Source organism: Caldanaerovirga acetigignens, assembly GCF_900142995.1.
Classification (GTDB): Bacteria; Bacillota; Thermosediminibacteria; order Thermosediminibacterales; family Thermosediminibacteraceae; genus Fervidicola; species Fervidicola acetigignens.
On record NZ_FRCR01000009.1, the window covers coordinates 87,191 to 103,625 of the forward strand.

Genomic DNA, 16,435 nt, shown 5'->3' on the forward strand with positions numbered 1-16,435 from the left:
TTGTGCTCATTTTTTATTCTACATCATAATAAGATAGAAAATCAACAAAAATAAAAAAACCCATGTCAGTGCCATGGGTCTTGCGGAAATCTCATAAGAATTTTTTTTAGATTTCTCATCTCAACCGGAGAGTCGTCGTGAAGCATGCCCTTTTTAAGCCCCTGAAGCGCCCTTACTCCTCTTTCCGTGGAAATCTCAAGGTCCTGCGTAATCCTGGATAATGTCTTTTTTCTTGCTTCGCTCAAGGATTCAAAGATATCAAGCCCTTCTTTCAATTGTTTCTTTAATTCCTCCCCAAGGTAAATCGAGGTCATACGGGTCATGGGATTACCGCAAACGCCGCTTCCCGTTACCCCAAATACTTCGGGAAGTTTGTGCGCGATTCCTACTTCCACCGACCACTTCAGCTCTTCGGCTTCCCTCTGCATGCAGACCCTCAAGGTTTTAGGAGTGCAGAGAGCGTAATTTTTCAAAGACCTGATAATGGCATGCTCAACTGTGTGCGCCTGCTGGGGCTCTATTTCTTCCCGGCTAAGGCGGGCCACTATGGCCACCTTTTTGCCCGTCTCGTATTCCCACCCGTAAATTGTTATCTCCATGCTCTTTCTGTCGGAACCGAAAGTGGTATAGCCACCCGCAGGTCGCCACCCCGCACCGCAAATCACGGGATATCCGCTTTCTCTCAGTTCAGTAAGATCTATACTTTCCAAGTTGTAAGCTACGAGCCCTTCGTCGTGAAATTCAAATCCTCCCGCTTTATACCTTTCCATCCCCGATACCCTAGCAAAAAGCCCTACGATGTTTTTGTTAGGCATAACCCGCTCTATCCACAGTTCTTCTATTCTGGCCATCACTCCAACCGGATAAAATTCCCGATCTTCCAATGACATCGGAAACAAAAATATTTCCTTCCCCTTTCCCGCCTTAAGAAGCATTTTTGAAAAATACGGTTCTAAAAAAAGGCCGGTCATATTTCCGCCGTTGATCCGGGGTAAAACGCCATTGGTAATCGGAAGAGCAAAGGTCTCCAATCAAACCACCTCCTGCCCTGAGGCATTTCTCAAAATTACGAAGTATTCATCCAGCATCGATTTAATTTCACTCACACTATTGCTTCTTTGAATTTTTTGCTTTACAACAGAAGAATGAGGCAACCCCTTCAAGTACCATGCTATGTGCTTTCTCATCTCCAGCAGACCGATTTTTTCACCGTGAAAATTAAAGGCCAGATCAAGGTGCCTGTATATTACAAGCCTTTTCTCGTCCAAGGTGGGTTTCGGAAGTTTTTCGCCCGTCCTTAGATAGTGTTTTATTTCCCTAAAAATAAAGGGGTTTCCCAGTGCACCGCGTCCCACCATGACGCCGTCGCAACCCGTCTGCTCCAGCATCGATAGAGCGTCTTCAGCCGAAAAAATATCGCCGTTTCCAATGACGGGGACATTGACAGCTTTTTTTACTTCCCTTATTATATTCCAATCGGCTCTCCCGCTGTAAAACTGTTCCCTGGTCCTTCCGTGGATTATGACCATCGTCGCTCCACTCTCTTCGGCCATTTTCGAAAACTCGACGGCGTTTACGTGCTCGTCATCCCAGCCCTTTCGGATTTTTACTGTGACCGGCACCCTTGATGTTCTCACCGATTCCCTGATTATCTCCTGGGCCAGGGCCGGTTCCCTCATCAAGGCGCATCCATCGCCGTTTTTCACAATCTTCGGAGTCGGGCATCCCATGTTTATGTTTATAAAGTCAAAAGGGTAATCCTTTATCTTTTCAATGGCTTTACAGAAAAATTCAGGGTCATTGCCAAACAGTTGTACCCCTACCGGATGTTCCATTGGGTCTACCAAGAGTAAAGATTCAGTCTTCTTATCGCCGTAACATAAGCCCCTGGTGCTTACCATCTCGGTTATCACCACATCGGCTCCTAACTCCTTGCAAATCAGCCTGAACGGAAGGTCGGTTATTCCCGCCATCGGCGCAAGGAATATCGGCGGAAAGTCAAGATTGGGGAAACCTTCCCGGTTTCCCCAATCAAATTGCATTTTTTTCATATATTATCCTCAACCCCTCGAGGGTCAACATGCTGTCAACCTTATCTATCGTTCTGGTCCCGGGCGCAATAAGATGCGCAACTCCGCCCGTTGCTACCACAAATATATCTTCCTCACCCAGTTCTTCCTCCATTTCCTTTTTCATCAACTCCACTATGTTGTCTACCAATCCCGCATATCCGTAAAAGAGACCCGATTGAATGTTGGTCGTGGTGTTTTTTCCTATAACCCTTTCGGGCTTTACTATCTCTACCCGGAAAAGCTTCGATGCGCTTTTGAAAAGGGCCTCGGCTGAAATCAAAAGTCCGGGGGCTATAGCGCCCCCGAGGAATTCCATATTAGAGCTTACCGCGTCGAAAGTAGTGGCGGTCCCGAAATCTACAACGATTAGGGGAACTTTATATTTGTAGGTTGCGCCCACCATGTTAACTATCCTGTCTGCTCCCACTTCGCGGGGATTTTCCACCCTTATGTTAATTCCCGTTTTAATGCCCGGCCCGACCAGTAATGGCTTAACTCTGAGATATTTCCCACACATTTTTTCCAAATAGGGAGTAACGGTGGGAACCACGGACGATATTACGACCCCTTTTATTTGCCCGCAGTCGATGCCTGCATCTTCCATCAGGTTCTTTAAAAGGATACCGTATTCATCTTCCGTCTGTTCCTTGTGGGTCGAAAATCTCCAGTGGGCTGCGAGTTCTTTCCCTCTGAAAACTCCGAAAACTATGTTGGTGTTGCCCACGTCTATGGTGAGAAGCAAAATATCACCTTCTTGCCCTTTTAAGACTCCTATAAACCAGGGCAGTTATCAAAACAGCCACCACTATCTCGGGGATACCGTGGGTAACAGCAACTGTCCATGCTGCAGGAGCTGGCAGGTATCCTCTCATGACCGCAATTCCCAACACTCCCGCTGTATTGGTGATGGTACCGAAAGCCGCTGCCAGGGCCACACTGCCGGTTAACCTGTAGGCATAGTAGGCTACCACACCAATAAACACCCTAGGCAAAATTGCTACCACCGGGTCAGCAAAAATCGGAGAACCTGCCCTCATAAAGCTGTGAAGGCCGAATATGAGACCAGTCAAAGCCCCTGCTACCGGTCCTTCCAGCACTCCTCCCAATACGGCCGGGATGTGCATTGTCGTTGCATGTCCCGCCGCAGTGGGAACCGGAATGAACCCTAGGGGAGTCATACCTAGGACTATGGAGATAGCCCCCAGAACCCCTGCTACCGCTAGAGTTCTTACCCCGAGTGCCGCTCCCTTCGCCCTGCCGCTGTTCATTTTTTCACCTCCCGTTCCGGCTCCTTCAGGATGCCGGACGAATTACAATCTTATTTTATCACAACTACCGGAAAAATCAACGCAAAAAAGGGAAGCCCTCTTATGCACTTTCAAGGGCTTCCCTTTTCATTGCAATAAGCAGGTCTTCCAGCTTCGTGAGAAATTCTGCGATAACGCTGCTGCTCAAGCTGTAGTAGACGTATTTCCCTTCCTGTCGGCTTTTTATGATTCCGCTTATCTTAAGAAGTCTCAGGTGTCCCGAAATATTCGACTGGCTCGCACCCAGCTCCTGAACAAGCTGGCTTACTGTTTTTTCCCTTTCCCTTAAAGCTTCCACTATCCTGAGCCTGGTTTTATCCGCCAAGCTTTCCAAAAATCTTACTTTGGATTCAACTGCATTCAACGTCAATCGGTTCCCCCCTTGCAGCATTCTCCTTCTTTCACTTTTTTATCATACCAGATTTTGTCCGCTATTTCACCCCATTTTTCGGCATATTGCTTCAATTTTTCTGCAAATTCTGCTGCTGTCTCGTTGGCAGTAAGCTGCGTGCTGTAAGCCCCGCTTTCTTCCACAATTTCCTTGAGCATTTCCGGATTGTCTATGAGGGGACACGGTCTTCTCATGTTCATGTTGAAAGGCTGCCTTTTTTGATACGCCAGCATCAGCGGCGAACGAAGCGCATCTTTGAGGCTTATATTTTTAATATTGCACGTGGAGTAGTGAACAAAAGCACATGGTTCAACTTCTCCCTGAGCATTTATATGAAGGTATCTCCTGCCTCCGGCTATGCACCCGTTGGAAGCCTCGCCGTCGTTCCAGAAATCAATAATCAATATGGGCTTGGTTTTCCTGTACTCCAAAATTCTGTCGTATATATATGCCCTTTGCTCAGGCGTCGCCATCATCTCAAGGTCCACATCTTTGCCTATAGGTATATATGTAAAATACCAGGCAAAGGCCGCTCCTTTATCAACCAGCATATCCACGAATTCCTCGCTGGCAAGCTCCTCTGTATTGTGTCTCGTGTAAGTAACTGATACCCCATATATGAGCCCCGCTTCTCTCATTTTATCCATGGCGTTCATTACCTTCTTGAAAACCCCTTTGCCTCTTCGCCTGTCTGTCGTTTCTTCAAACCCCTCGATGCTGAAAGCTAAGGTCACGTTGCCAAGCTTCTGCATGTTTTTAACAAGTTCGTCGTCCACTAAAGTCCCGTTTGTGAAAAGGTGAAACACCATGGAGCCGTGCTTTTCCGCGAGTTTGAGAATGTCGTCCTTTCTAAGAAGCGGTTCGCCGCCGGACATGACCATGAAGTATATTCCCAGCTCCTGGGCTTCAGTGCAGATCCTGTCCATAAGTTCAAAGCTCAGCTCTTCCCTTTTCTGGTAATCGCCTGCCCAGCAGCCGATGCAGTTGAGGTTGCACCTTTCAGTGGGGTCTACCAGCAGCGCCCACGGCACCGAGCATCCCAGTTTTTTCGCATTTTCCATCTGCCTCGGCACTCCGAGGAAGCTGGCGTTCACGAAAAAGTTCACCGCCATCTTCTGTTTAACGTTGGGATGGGTATTGGTAAGCAGCCGCTCGGCAAACTTGTACCAGTTGGAATCCTTATTTTGGAGGAATTTTTTGACCGAACTCACATTTCTCCTGTGGTGCTCCGGCATTGGAATTTTTTCTACCCATTCCAGCATCCTTTCCATGTTGTTTATCGGTTCGTTCACCAAAAACCGCACGCCCTGTTCTATTACCTTTTCTCCCAAGAGAGTTCTGGCTAGGTCCATCTCGATCCCCCCAATTAAATTACGTATCTACTTATCTTTATATAATGATATGTTTATTTTTATTATACCTTTCCAGGCAATTTTTGTCAACTTTTCTGTGCTCAGTTTAGGATTAATTTGGCACCTATGGATAACAGCACAAGGCCGAAAAAACGCAACCAGGTAAATGGAGCTTTTTCGAGGCCAAAAAATCCAAAATGGTCCAGAAGACAAGCTGTCAGCACTTGACCCACAATTATGGCGGTGGTTGCCACTGCCGCTCCCAGTTTGGGTATACTCATCACCACCGCGTACGTAATGAGAACTCCTATAGCGCCTCCGAGATAATCGTACCATGGCACGCTATCGTATTTTTCCCACGCAGCCCTGCCCGCCCCTGAAAAGATAACCACCGCCATTACTAAAGTTGCCGTAAGGTGCACGATAAAGGTGGCACCCGAAACTCCTATGGCCCTGCTTACCACCGAATTCATAGACCCTTGCACCGCCATGAGAAGTCCCGCTAGCGCCGCTACGGCAAGGAAAAATAATTCTCCGTAAAAGTTCACCCATACCACCTTCCAGTTCTTTTCTTTTTAGGTGCTCGTTATTTTATATTTTCACCCATTCAGATTAATATGCAAAAAAATAGACCCACCTTATGGTGGGTCTTTCAGTACTTTTTAGGCACTTGCGAAAACCTCTCGGAATTCCTCCTCTGAAAGTTTTTCGCGCTCTAAGAGTGCTTCAGCCACTTTATGAAGTTTATTTATATTTTCACTCAGCAGAGTCCTTGCCCTGCTGTAGCATTTGTCGATGATGTTCCTCACTTCCTTGTCAATAGCCGCTGCTACTTCTTCGCTGTAATTCCTGCCCCTTGCCAGGTCCCTTCCTAAAAATACTTCTTCCTGCTTGTGTCCCAGTGTCATGGGGCCTAAGGTTTCGCTCATTCCGTATTCCATAACCATCCTACGCGCTATTTCTGTTGCCCTCTCCAAATCATTCTGTGCCCCGGTGCTTACTTCTTTCAGCACCAACTCCTCTGAAGCCCTACCTCCCAGTAGATGCGTAACGTGGTCAAGAAGCTCGGTTTTACTCATGAAGAACCGGTCTTCCTTCGGCAGGATGAGGGTATATCCGCCGGCCCTGCCCCTCGGGATTATGGAAACCTCGTGAACTGGGTCGACGTTGGGCAAGAGCTCTGCCACCACTGCGTGGCCCGCCTCATGGTAGGCCACCAGGCGCCTTTCCCTTTCTGTCATTATGCGGCTCTTCTTTTCGGGTCCTGCCACCACCCTTGTTATCGCCTCTTCAAGCTCCTCCATAGTTATCTTTTTCTTGTTTCTCCGGGCTGCAAGCAAGGCTGCTTCATTCATCAGGTTTTCCAAATCTGCCCCTGTAAATCCAGGAGTCCTTCTAGCAAGCACTCCCAGGTCCACATCCTCAGCCAAAGGCTTATTCCTTGCGTGAACCTTTAATATCTCTTCCCTGCCCTTGACGTCCGGCCTATCCACCACTATCTGACGGTCAAATCTTCCAGGCCTTAGAAGGGCAGGATCCAATATATCGGGCCTGTTTGTAGCCGCAATTATTATTATCCCCTCATTTATGGTAAAACCGTCCATTTCAACTAAAAGCTGGTTCAATGTCTGTTCCCTCTCGTCATGACCGCCGCCGAGCCCTGCTCCTCTTTGCCTGCCGACGGCGTCTATTTCATCTATAAAAACGATACACGGAGCGTTTTTCTTGGCCTGCTCAAAAAGATCTCGCACCCGGGCAGCACCGACACCCACAAACATCTCTACAAAGTCGGAACCGCTTATGCTGAAAAAGGGGACACCCGCCTCTCCGGCTACCGCACGGGCCAGCAGGGTTTTACCCGTGCCTGGCGGGCCTACGAGAAGCACTCCTTTTGGAATTCTCGCCCCCAATTCTATGAATTTTTTCGGGTTTTTTAAAAACTCTACCACTTCCTGGAGTTCTTCCTTGGCTTCATCTACACCAGCCACATCTTTAAAAGTTACTCTCTTTTTGTCATCAGTGTGAAGCCTGGCCCTGCTCCGGCCAAAGCTCATCACCCTGCTGCCGCCGCCCTGGCTCTGCTGCATAATAAAAAACCACGCACCGACAAAAAGTAAACCCATCAATATAGAAGGAATTATCTGAGACCACCAGGGAACTGTAGGTACAGGCTGGGCTATGAGTGCGAGTTCTCCTCTGTCTATTCTCGGCTGAATTCTCTCAATGAACACCGTTTTATCGGGAACGTAACTCGTAAATTTCCTGCCGTCTTTCAGAGTCCCTTCTATATTGTTGTCCATCATTTTTATTTCCTTTACACTTCCATTGTCAATAAGGCGAATCAGGTCAGTATATCCTATCCTCTCTTGAATTTCGCTCCTTGTGGAGTACCACTGTACAAGAGATAAAAGCAGGATAAATATTAAAAGGTAAAAACTTGCATTTCGAAGAAAATTGTTCAAAATTGCTCCTCCCTTCAAGGGCCGTATAATCCCTTCGATATTCTACCACAATATTATCATATTTGCAAAACCCTAAAAATCTTTGGTTTCAATTCGCTACTTTTACAGCCTCTTCTTTTAAAATCCCTATGAACGGGAGATTTCTGTATTTTTCGTTGTAGTCGAGTCCATAACCCACTACGAAATAGTCAGGAATCTCAAATCCCAAGTAGTCCACCTTTATTTTAACTTTTCGGCGGCTGGGCTTATCTAAAAGTGTACAAATTTTTATGCTGGCAGGCTTTCTGGATTTCAGCATGTTATATAGATAGCTCAAGGTCAGCCCCGAGTCGATAATATCTTCTACAATCAAAATGTTCTTTCCTTCTATGTTCTCGTCAAGGTCCTTCAAAATTCTTACTACTCCGGAAGACTCGGTGGATGCACCGTAGCTCGACACCGCCATGAAATCCACCTGAAGCGGCAAATCTATATGCCTGATAAGGTCAGCAATAAAAAGCACCGCTCCTTTTAAAACTCCTACGAGCAATATGTCTTTTTTATCTCTGTAGTCTTCAGTTATTCTTTTGCCCAATTCCTTGAGTTTTTTCTTTATCTCCTCTTCACTTATTAAAATTTCTTTTATATCTTCCAGCACGGCCATTCCTCCTGCATTTTATTTTTCATTTTCATCTCCAGTACCAGCACCTTTTTCGTACTTTCGGTAACCTTATACCTTTCGTCGATCCTCATGCCGCAAACCCATAGTATTTGGTCTCCCGAAACGACGAGCGGCACCCTATCCCTTTCTCTCACGGGGATTTTGTTGTCCACGAAAAAATCCTGTAGTTTCTTAAAAAATCCGCTTCCTAACGGAATGAATCTATCCCCTGGCTTGCGGTTTCTCACCGCCAGTCGTTCCTCTATCCTTTCATAATCAAGATACGCATAATGAGGATTTTTCTCAAAAGAAAAGTCTTTTTTTGCTTCTAACACTCGAGCGCCAATTATAACTCCCGCTTCGGGTATTTCAACTTCCCCAGGCACAAGAAGTTCGTAGTAAAAACTTTGTGTCTTTGGTGGAGACTTCCCGTAAATATAAAAATACTCGTAGCTTTTCTCACCCACAAGCCCGCGCGGCAAATTTAATCTGCTTCCCGTCGGTTTTTCTTTTATAAACTCCACCAACATTTTGGCGTGCCTGTATTCAAAGTCCTGCAGATTTCCCAGAATTTCCTCCACTGCCTTTCTCACTACCCTGAACTTCAGGGAATCGTGCATTTTTTCAAACTTTTCCAAATTTATCATCACACCGCAGGACATTCTTTTGACCGCACCGCTGTAAGCTTCCCTTGAAAGCTCTTCCAGCAAAGACACATCAAGGGAAGCAATTTCCGAAAGCTTTTTTAGAGAGGTCGAAAGATGCGGACAGTATTCCCTCTTTATGAGCGGAAGCAATTCCAGCCTAATTTTATTTCTGAAATAGATGGTCTGAAAATTTGTACTGTCTATCCTGAAAGGAATACCCTTCTTTTTCAGGTATTCCTCGATAGCACCCCTTTCAACTTCTATTAAAGGGCGGATGTAATGGTCCCTTACCGGCTCGATGCCCACGAGTCCCTCAATCCCACTGCCCCTGAATATATTCATCAAAATTGTCTCCTCGCGGTCATTGCTGTTATGTGCAAGGGCAATCCGGCTGGCCTTGATTTTTTCCCTTACGCGCTCAAAAAAGGCATATCTTACCCTTCGGGCCGCATCCTCCGGCGAAAGTCCTGTTTCCCTTATGTAAGCAGGCACATCTATTTTTTGAGTATAACAGTGCACGCCCCAGCTTTTGGCCAGTTCTTTGACAAAAGCCTCATCCTCATCAGCTTCTCGTCCGCGAAACGAATGGTTGAGATGGGCTATCGCCAAATCTATACCAAATTCTTCCTTAAAACGAAGCAACAAATGCAAAAGGCAAACCGAATCGGGCCCTCCGGAAACACCCACAAGAATTTTGTCTCCGCTTTTTATCATACGATATTTGTGGACTGTATTTTTAAATACCTCTACAATATCCATAATTTACCCACCAGAATGTTACCATTCGGCAACTTACATTTTAAAATAAATAATATCAGAAGTAATTCCGAAATACAAGCACAAAAAACAAGGCCGCTGCGGCCTTTTTCACGCGGAACAGGTATATCGCCATATACTACCCACCAGCACCGTCATATCGTCTTTTATCTTTCTGTTGTTCTCCCTCACTTTTTCAAGAATCATGTTGGCCAATTCCTGCGGATTGCTGGTACATGCCGTTTCAAGAAATTTTACTATTGCCGCTTCTTTATCGTCTTCGTTTGAAAAAGAATCCAAAGCGCCATCGCTTAGTAGGACAATGATGTCGCCGGCCTTGAGATTTTTTTTGACGCTGCTGACCTCTATGTTGTCTATAATTCCGACTGGAAGCGCTCCTCCTTTCACAACTTCTACTTTTCTGCCTCTTTTTATAAAACTGCTCACCGCTCCGGCTTTTAAAAATTCCGCTTTGCCCGAGTAGGTATCTATCAAAACCACATCCAATGTGGAAAAACTGTCTTCGTCTCTCACCAGTTGCATTGCAGAATTTAGAATATCAATGGAATTTTTACTGTCATAACCCGCTTCTAATAGCTCTTCCAGCAATGAAATAGTCCTTTCACTTTCTTTTCTCGCCGTTTCCCCTCCCCCCATTCCATCGCTTATGGCGAGCATGAAGTTGCCGCTTTCTAATTCCACAAAAGAGAAACTGTCTCCTGAAACTTCGGCTCCCTGCTCCGGGAGACTTACAACCCCCACGCTCACCCGGTAGTTGCCTTTTGGAATTGCTTTTAACCTGCATTTTGTGCTTCCGCTACGCAGAGGGCATCCTACCACTTTAATTAGAACTTCAGTTCCTACAGCTTCCTTTATACATTCTGGGATCTCTCTCTCACAGAGGTTATCCTTTATGCACGGACTTTTGACGATATTCACTTGAAGTTTGTCCGCATTTTTAATCGCGTAAACATGGTCGACCTTTGCGCCCAACTCCGAAAGCTTGCTTTTTATTCTTTCTTCCACATCAAGCAAAGTGCCCTCGGGAAACGCACCGTCCGCCAACGTCCTTATAATTTTCGCGGTGCCTTTGAAATTATTGACCATAATATCTCTTTGCTTTTTGATTATACCCTCTATTCTTACCTCAAACTCTTTTGCATTATTCATGTACCTCGATATGCCTTTAATTTCTTCAATCTTTTCGCAACGACATTTGAAAAAAACCAATTCCGAGCTGTGATATAAACCCTTCTCGCACTTTAAAATTTCGTACAATGCCCTAACTGTAGCCTTATATTCCTTCTCCCAACACGTCCTTTGCGTTCGGCAACCCTCACAGATTTCACTTTTCACTTTCTGGTAAAACTTTTCGAAAAAACCCTGTTCTTTAATATTCCCTGGCGGTAATATCAAAGCTCTTGAAAGGTCGTCGAAAAGTCTTGCAACTTCATAAAGCCGGTCCTTAAAGATTTCCCTCTTTATCGCCAGTTCATCCTCGGTTTCTTTCACATAAACATATTTTGTTATATTCTCCAGCAGTTTTTCCGGCAATAGTAAAAATATACAAAGTCCAAAAATCAATGAAGGCAGTCTTATGGCAGCTTCTCCCATAAAACCTGCATACAAGTTTAAGAAGATATATCCTAGTGCAAACCCGGCGGCAACCCCATACTTACCTAGGTTGCAAAAAGCTCCGCCGACCATGCCGGAAAAAGCTAAAGCCCCCGCCGACCATGAAGCAGCCGATGATGGATTCCCCATAATCCCCAGCATAGCTCCTGCGGCAGCACCGGCTCCCGGCCCGCCAGCCGCAGAGGAAACCAGGGCCACTACTGCACTCAATGCCTCTTTTAAGTTGATATTGAAGAATTCCCAGAAACTCATTACCCTTAATACGCCGCCTGCCATCAAAATAAGGCACAGACTTTTTTCTATTTTTGTCGAACTGCTTTTAAAAAGGCCCGGCAAACCGTAAGGAATAACGTGGAAAAAGATAAAAGAAAGCCCGGCTTCCATTAAAATTAAGAGGTAATCGTACAAACTCGCGCTTTTCATCGTAAACATCAAAATACCAGATCCTGCAGATGAAACTAAGACACATACTCCGACAAGCAAATCCCTGTTTTTGACCTTATTTCGCAGCATAGAGTATATGATCGTAAAAATCGTTGTTGCTGCAAAATATTTCACTGCCATCAATTCCCCGGCTGCCGTAAACGTCCCTAAAAGAGATGCAATTCCCACCGTCAAAAATTTTCCTCGATAAAAAGCAGCCGCGGCAGTAATTGAAATGCCCAGGGGATATATCTCCAGTATCGGGACCCTTCCCAGAAAGAAAGCCGCAACATGCAGTATCATTGAATCAACCGCCAGCGACATCTGCGGCACTGCTAAATACGCCTTGTGAATTTTAGTCCTATTAATCAATTTAATCACCTACCACAAATTTTTGGTAGACTTTATTATACTTCTGCGTTTTAACAAAATATGTCAATATAATGCCGCTCCTTAAAAAAATCGTTAGACAAAAAAAAATAAAAGTCGCAAGCTGCGACTTTTTATAAACAAAAATAAAAATGGTGACCCTGAGGGGAGTCGAACCCCTGTTACCGCCTTGAAAGAGCGGTGTCTTAACCACTTGACCACAGGGCCATATATGTTGGTAGCGGCGCAGGGATTTGAACCCCGGACACTGCGGGTATGAACCGCATGCTCTAGCCACCTGAGCTACGCCGCCATAATATTTTCTTTTGGTGGCGGGGGCTGGATTTGAACCAGCGACCTTCGGGTTATGAGCCCGACGAGCTGCCAGACTGCTCCACCCCGCGACGTCATTTCACAACGCAATTTTTATTTTATAACAAAATCTTTTTTTCGTCAAGGGCTTAGTTTTCTGAAAGGCCGCGAGCAAAAGCACGCGGCCTTTCTCCAAGGTTTTTACTTTATCTCGACAGTAGCACCGACTTCTGCAAGCTTTGCTTTTATTTGTTCTGCTTCTTCTTTGCTCACCTTTTCCTTGATGGGTTTCGGTGCGTTGTCTACCAGGTCTTTCGCCTCTTTCAGGCCAAGTCCGGTGAGTTCTCTTACGACTTTGATTACCTTGATTTTCTCAGCGCCAGCATTCGCCAAAATTACATCAAATTCTGTCTGCTCGGGAGCTGCAGCCTCAGCAGCAGCACCGGGAGCAGCAGGGCCTGCTGCAACAGCTACCGGCGCAGCAGCCGTAACTCCGAACTTCTCCTGTAAAGCCTTTACCAGTTCTGAGAGCTCAAGTACCGTCATATTTTCTATGGCAGCAATGATTTCTTCTTTTGTCATTTTTTCATCCTCCCTATCATTTTGTCATTATTTTTTAATTTTAAGTCTTTTTAGTTTCGCGGCGGCTATGCCACCTCAAGAAACTCTTGCGATATACTTAAAGTTAAGATGCCTTCTTTTCCTGAATGGCCTGGAGAGTATAAACCAGGTCGCGAATTGGGCCTTGGAGCACCCAAACAATCCCGAAAAGCGGCGATTGGATTGCCCCCACGGCCTTGGCAATGAGCTCTTCCTTTTTGGGGAGCTTCGCCAGTTGTTCCACAGCGGCCTTGTCCGTCACCCGGCCTTCTACTATACCGCCTTTTATTTCCAAGCTTTTATGGTCTTTTGCAAAATCCATCAGAATTTTAGCCGGGGTTACCGGGTCATCGTAGCCGAAGGCGATTGCCGTTGGCCCCTCCAGGTATTCATCCAAATTAAATTCCAAATCCTTAACCGCTATTTTTGTGAGGGTATTCTTGACTACCTTATATTCTATACCCTGCTCCCTAAGCTTCCTGCGCAGCTCGGTCATTTCGGCCACATTGAGCCCCTTATAATCGGTCAATATAGCCGCTCTCGCCTTGCTAAACTTGTCTTTGAGCTCCGCGACCAGCTTCTTTTTTTCCTCTCTCGCTCCCACCTTCTCACCTCCTTCAGGAAGGCTATTAAACAAAAAGGCCTTTCTGCAGAGGTACAGAAAGGCCTTGTATTTACTCTGATGAAATACTTTGCCTTCGCCTCGGTAGGATATTAAGCCTTTCGGCACCTACTTTCTGCAGCGAACTTAAACTTTAAACTTTATTAAATTCAAAAGGGCTTTACTTCTTTTCAATCACCTTTGCTGGATTTATTTTAATTCCGGGTCCCATGGTACTTGATACCGTTATGCTCTTCAGATAAGTGCCTTTTGCCGCTGCGGGTTTTGCTTTAATTATTGATTCTATAAGAGCCACGAAATTGTCCATCAATTTGTCAGGACCGAAAGATTTCTTGCCGATAGGCGCGTGAACTATTCCCGTCCTATCCACACGGTATTCAATCTTTCCTGCTTTGATTTCTTTAACTGTCTTACCTACATCGAAGGTAACTGTACCCGCTTTGGGGTTGGGCATTAGGCCCCGCGGCCCTAAAATACGGCCTACTTTACCTACCGCACCCATCATGTCGGGAGTTGCCACGGCTACATCGAAATCCAAAAATCCCCCTTCAATTTTGGCAATCAAGTCTTCCGCGCCTACGTAATCGGCTCCTGCCTGCTCAGCTTCTGTAGCTTTATCGCCCTTTGCAAACACCAGCACTTTAGGCGTTTTGCCCGTGCCGTGGGGGAGCACCACGGTCCCTCTCACCTGCTGGTCGGCGTGGCGCGGGTCAACTCCAAGTCTTACAGCCACTTCGATGGTCTCATCAAATTTTTTGTTAGCGGTCTGCAAAGCAAGCTCTATTGCTTCCCTTGGCTCGTATAATTTAGTCCTGTCTACCAGTTTTAACGCTTCAAGATAGCTTTTGCTTCTTTTTGGCATTCTTAACCCTCCTCGTGGTACTATCGGAAAATTTCCTCCCACTTAATTTTTGAAATAATTTTCTAGAAATAATTTTTTACGTTAATCAACTACGGTTATGCCCATGCTGCGGGCCGTTCCTTCTATCATACGCATTGCCGCCTCTAAACTTGCGGCATTGAGGTCCTTCATTTTCAGTTCTGCGATTTCTCTTATATCTTTCCTCGTAACCTTGCCGACTTTGTTCTTATTGGGCTCACCGGAACCCTTTTCTATGCCGGCGGCTTTTTTAAGCAACACTGAAGCCGGTGGCGTCTTCAGGACAAAAGTGTAGGACCTGTCCTGGTATACGGTAAGTTCCACTGGAATTATTAGCCCCACCTGGGATGCCGTTTTTTCATTGAATTCCTTACAGAAATTCATTATATTGATTCCCGTAGGACCCAGTGCAGGACCTACCGGCGGAGCAGGCGTAGCTTTTCCAGCAGGAATCTGAAGTTTTACTACTGCCACTACTTTTTTGGCCATGCCAGCACCTCCTTGCTATACTCTGTACTATAATTTTTCAATCTGATTGTAATCTAATTCAATCGGCGTTTCTCTCCCAAACATTGAAATTAAAACTTTTACTTTCTGTTTTTCGTGGTTGATCTCTACAACTTTGCCGATGAAATTCTCGAAAGGTCCCGAAATAACTTTAACGTTTTGATTTATATCAAGTTCAATCTTGGGCTTCGGCTCTTCAATGCCCATCTTTTTTAATATGGCTTTGACCTCCGATTCCTGCAGCGGAATGGGTTTGTTGCCAGTTCCTACAAACCCTGTAACACCAGGCGTATTTCTCACTACATGCCACGAATCATCTGTTACTATCATTTCTACCAGTACATATCCCGGAAATATCTTGCGCTGCGTCACCTTTTTTTTGCCGTTTTTTATCTCCACCTCTTCTTCCACGGGAACCAGAACCCGGAATATCTTATCCTGCATTCCCATGGATTCTACTCGCTTTTCCAAATTTGCCTTTACCTTGTTTTCATAACCCGAATAGGTATGGATCACGTACCAATTTTTTGTCATATCGCACAAGGGGCTTAACCCCGCCCTCCCTTACCGGAGAATGAGCTTTAACACATTCAACAATATGCTGTCAACTATCCATATAAAACCGCTTACCAATGCTACAGATACGACAACGACTATAGTAGAAGATATCAACTCATCTTTAGTGGGCCAGGTTACCTTTTTTAATTCGGACCTTACTTCCTTTATGAATTTATTGCTTCTTTTCAAAAAACCTTCGCCACCGGCTGCCATTAAATATTATCCCCCTCAAAAGGAACAATTTTATTTTGTCTCTCTGTGCAGAGTATGACGCCCGCAGTGCTTGCAGAACTTTCTAAGTTCTAACCTATCGGGGTCGTTCTTCTTGTTCTTCTCTGTATGGTAATTCCTGTGCTTGCATTCTGTGCACTCCAGCACTATGTTAACCCTCATCAGGACACCTCCTACACCATTAGTTCGGTACAGGCTGCCATACACGTAGCCACTTAATTCAATTTATCATAATTCGTATTTATTGTCAATAAAAAGCCAAAAATAAAGGGGAATCGATTGATTCCCCTTTATTCCTTCGCTTTTAATTATTCTATTATTTCGGTCACCACGCCGGCCCCTACTGTCCTGCCACCCTCGCGGATAGCAAAACGAAGGCCTTCTTCCATCGCTATCGGCGCTATCAGCTCTATCTCCATTACAATGTTGTCCCCGGGCATTACCATCTCCGTGCCTTCCGGTAACTTTATTACCCCTGTCACGTCCGTCGTCCTAAAGTAAAACTGCGGCCTGTATCCGTTGAAAAACGGCGTGTGCCTTCCCCCTTCTTCCTTCTTCAAAACGTATACCTGTCCCTTAAACTTCGTGTGCGGATGCACACTCCCAGGTTTCGCTATTACCATGCCCCTCTCTACTTCGTTCTTGTCTATGCCGCGAAGCAGCGCTCCTAT

At 45.5% G+C, this 16,435-nt stretch carries 19 protein-coding genes, 3 tRNA genes and 1 other annotated feature; all 22 genes read right to left on the reverse strand.

Annotated features, from left to right (window positions below):
• Positions 1-65: 65 nt before the first annotated feature.
• The gene (locus tag BUB66_RS08275) at positions 66-1,031 is read right to left on the reverse strand and encodes a hypothetical protein (protein ID WP_073257473.1); all 966 of its coding nucleotides are present in this window, start codon (positions 1,029-1,031) and stop codon (positions 66-68) included.
• Positions 1,032-2,042, reverse strand: coding sequence for a tRNA dihydrouridine synthase DusB (gene dusB, locus BUB66_RS08280; protein ID WP_073257515.1), 1,011 nt, complete (start codon positions 2,040-2,042; stop codon positions 1,032-1,034).
• The gene (locus BUB66_RS08285; protein ID WP_073257476.1) at positions 2,032-2,814 is read right to left on the reverse strand and encodes a type III pantothenate kinase; all 783 of its coding nucleotides are present in this window, start codon (positions 2,812-2,814) and stop codon (positions 2,032-2,034) included. The genes dusB and BUB66_RS08285 overlap by 11 nt, the downstream gene beginning before the upstream one ends.
• A 4-nt stretch (positions 2,815-2,818) precedes the next feature.
• The gene (locus tag BUB66_RS08290) at positions 2,819-3,340 is read right to left on the reverse strand and encodes an ECF transporter S component (protein WP_073257478.1); all 522 of its coding nucleotides are present in this window, start codon (positions 3,338-3,340) and stop codon (positions 2,819-2,821) included.
• Between the two features lie 100 nt (positions 3,341-3,440).
• The gene (locus BUB66_RS08295; protein ID WP_073257480.1) at positions 3,441-3,749 is read right to left on the reverse strand and encodes an ArsR/SmtB family transcription factor; all 309 of its coding nucleotides are present in this window, start codon (positions 3,747-3,749) and stop codon (positions 3,441-3,443) included.
• Positions 3,746-5,122, reverse strand: a complete 1,377-nt coding sequence (locus tag BUB66_RS08300) for a radical SAM protein (RefSeq protein WP_073257482.1) — start codon at positions 5,120-5,122, stop codon at positions 3,746-3,748. The genes BUB66_RS08295 and BUB66_RS08300 overlap by 4 nt, the downstream gene beginning before the upstream one ends.
• Positions 5,123-5,223: 101 nt before the next feature.
• Positions 5,224-5,670 carry a DMT family transporter gene (locus tag BUB66_RS08305; protein ID WP_073257484.1) on the reverse strand — a complete coding sequence of 149 codons (447 nt, stop codon included), beginning with the start codon at positions 5,668-5,670 and terminating at the stop codon, positions 5,224-5,226.
• 114 nt (positions 5,671-5,784) lie between these two features.
• Positions 5,785-7,584 carry an ATP-dependent zinc metalloprotease FtsH gene (ftsH, locus tag BUB66_RS08310; RefSeq protein ID WP_073257486.1) on the reverse strand — a complete coding sequence of 600 codons (1,800 nt, stop codon included), beginning with the start codon at positions 7,582-7,584 and terminating at the stop codon, positions 5,785-5,787.
• A gap of 88 nt (positions 7,585-7,672) precedes the next feature.
• Positions 7,673-8,227 (reverse strand): hypoxanthine phosphoribosyltransferase, encoded by a 555-nt coding sequence (hpt, locus tag BUB66_RS08315; RefSeq protein WP_073257488.1) that lies wholly within the window; start codon positions 8,225-8,227, stop codon positions 7,673-7,675.
• Complete coding sequence (gene tilS / locus BUB66_RS08320; RefSeq protein WP_073257490.1) at positions 8,206-9,630, reverse strand: tRNA lysidine(34) synthetase TilS; 1,425 nt, start codon at positions 9,628-9,630, stop codon at positions 8,206-8,208. Before tilS ends, hpt begins: the two co-directional genes overlap by 22 nt.
• A gap of 108 nt (positions 9,631-9,738) precedes the next feature.
• Positions 9,739-12,066, reverse strand: coding sequence for a stage II sporulation protein E (gene spoIIE, locus BUB66_RS08325; RefSeq protein WP_143156255.1), 2,328 nt, complete (start codon positions 12,064-12,066; stop codon positions 9,739-9,741).
• 141 nt (positions 12,067-12,207) lie between these two features.
• Positions 12,208-12,282 (reverse strand) — tRNA-Glu (locus BUB66_RS08330).
• Positions 12,283-12,290: 8 nt separating this feature from the next.
• A tRNA-Met gene (locus BUB66_RS08335) sits at positions 12,291-12,367 on the reverse strand.
• A 14-nt stretch (positions 12,368-12,381) separates the two neighbouring features.
• A tRNA-Met gene (locus BUB66_RS08340) sits at positions 12,382-12,458 on the reverse strand.
• 109 nt (positions 12,459-12,567) lie between these two features.
• Complete coding sequence (gene rplL, locus BUB66_RS08345; RefSeq protein ID WP_073257493.1) at positions 12,568-12,948, reverse strand: 50S ribosomal protein L7/L12; 381 nt, start codon at positions 12,946-12,948, stop codon at positions 12,568-12,570.
• Positions 12,949-13,051: 103 nt separating this feature from the next.
• A complete protein-coding gene (gene rplJ / locus BUB66_RS08350; RefSeq protein ID WP_073257495.1) occupies positions 13,052-13,570 on the reverse strand; it encodes a 50S ribosomal protein L10 in 519 nt (172 codons plus the stop codon).
• Positions 13,571-13,591: 21 nt separating this feature from the next.
• Positions 13,592-13,727 (reverse strand) — a sequence feature (ribosomal protein L10 leader region).
• A 21-nt stretch (positions 13,728-13,748) separates the two neighbouring features.
• The gene (gene rplA, locus BUB66_RS08355; protein ID WP_073257497.1) at positions 13,749-14,450 is read right to left on the reverse strand and encodes a 50S ribosomal protein L1; all 702 of its coding nucleotides are present in this window, start codon (positions 14,448-14,450) and stop codon (positions 13,749-13,751) included.
• Positions 14,451-14,531: 81 nt separating this feature from the next.
• Positions 14,532-14,957 (reverse strand): 50S ribosomal protein L11, encoded by a 426-nt coding sequence (gene rplK, locus BUB66_RS08360; RefSeq protein ID WP_066355142.1) that lies wholly within the window; start codon positions 14,955-14,957, stop codon positions 14,532-14,534.
• Positions 14,958-14,984: 27 nt separating this feature from the next.
• Positions 14,985-15,509 carry a transcription termination/antitermination protein NusG gene (gene nusG, locus BUB66_RS08365; protein ID WP_073257499.1) on the reverse strand — a complete coding sequence of 175 codons (525 nt, stop codon included), beginning with the start codon at positions 15,507-15,509 and terminating at the stop codon, positions 14,985-14,987.
• Positions 15,510-15,539: 30 nt separating this feature from the next.
• Entirely contained in the window at positions 15,540-15,746 is a 207-nt protein-coding gene (secE, locus tag BUB66_RS08370; protein ID WP_073257501.1) for a preprotein translocase subunit SecE, read from the reverse strand.
• Positions 15,747-15,776: 30 nt separating this feature from the next.
• Positions 15,777-15,926 carry a 50S ribosomal protein L33 gene (gene rpmG / locus BUB66_RS08375; protein WP_073257503.1) on the reverse strand — a complete coding sequence of 50 codons (150 nt, stop codon included), beginning with the start codon at positions 15,924-15,926 and terminating at the stop codon, positions 15,777-15,779.
• 146 nt (positions 15,927-16,072) lie between these two features.
• Positions 16,073-16,435 (reverse strand): EF-Tu C-terminal domain-related protein (locus BUB66_RS08380; protein WP_483188917.1); only part of this gene is annotated, 363 nt, incomplete at its 5' end.

Coding starts and splice junctions, on each gene's coding strand:
- secE (WP_073257501.1), bottom strand. CDS start 15,746: ATGGCAGCCGGTGGCGAAGGTTTTTTGAAAAGAAGCAATAAATTCATA.
- nusG (WP_073257499.1), bottom strand. CDS start 15,509: ATGACAAAAAATTGGTACGTGATCCATACCTATTCGGGTTATGAAAAC.
- BUB66_RS08300 (WP_073257482.1), bottom strand. CDS start 5,122: ATGGACCTAGCCAGAACTCTCTTGGGAGAAAAGGTAATAGAACAGGGC.
- tilS (WP_073257490.1), bottom strand. CDS start 9,630: ATGGATATTGTAGAGGTATTTAAAAATACAGTCCACAAATATCGTATG.
- BUB66_RS08290 (WP_073257478.1), bottom strand. CDS start 3,340: ATGAACAGCGGCAGGGCGAAGGGAGCGGCACTCGGGGTAAGAACTCTA.
- hpt (WP_073257488.1), bottom strand. CDS start 8,227: ATGGCCGTGCTGGAAGATATAAAAGAAATTTTAATAAGTGAAGAGGAG.
- rplA (WP_073257497.1), bottom strand. CDS start 14,450: ATGCCAAAAAGAAGCAAAAGCTATCTTGAAGCGTTAAAACTGGTAGAC.
- dusB (WP_073257515.1), bottom strand. CDS start 2,042: ATGCAATTTGATTGGGGAAACCGGGAAGGTTTCCCCAATCTTGACTTT.
- rplK (WP_066355142.1), bottom strand. CDS start 14,957: ATGGCCAAAAAAGTAGTGGCAGTAGTAAAACTTCAGATTCCTGCTGGA.
- rplL (WP_073257493.1), bottom strand. CDS start 12,948: ATGACAAAAGAAGAAATCATTGCTGCCATAGAAAATATGACGGTACTT.
- rpmG (WP_073257503.1), bottom strand. CDS start 15,926: ATGAGGGTTAACATAGTGCTGGAGTGCACAGAATGCAAGCACAGGAAT.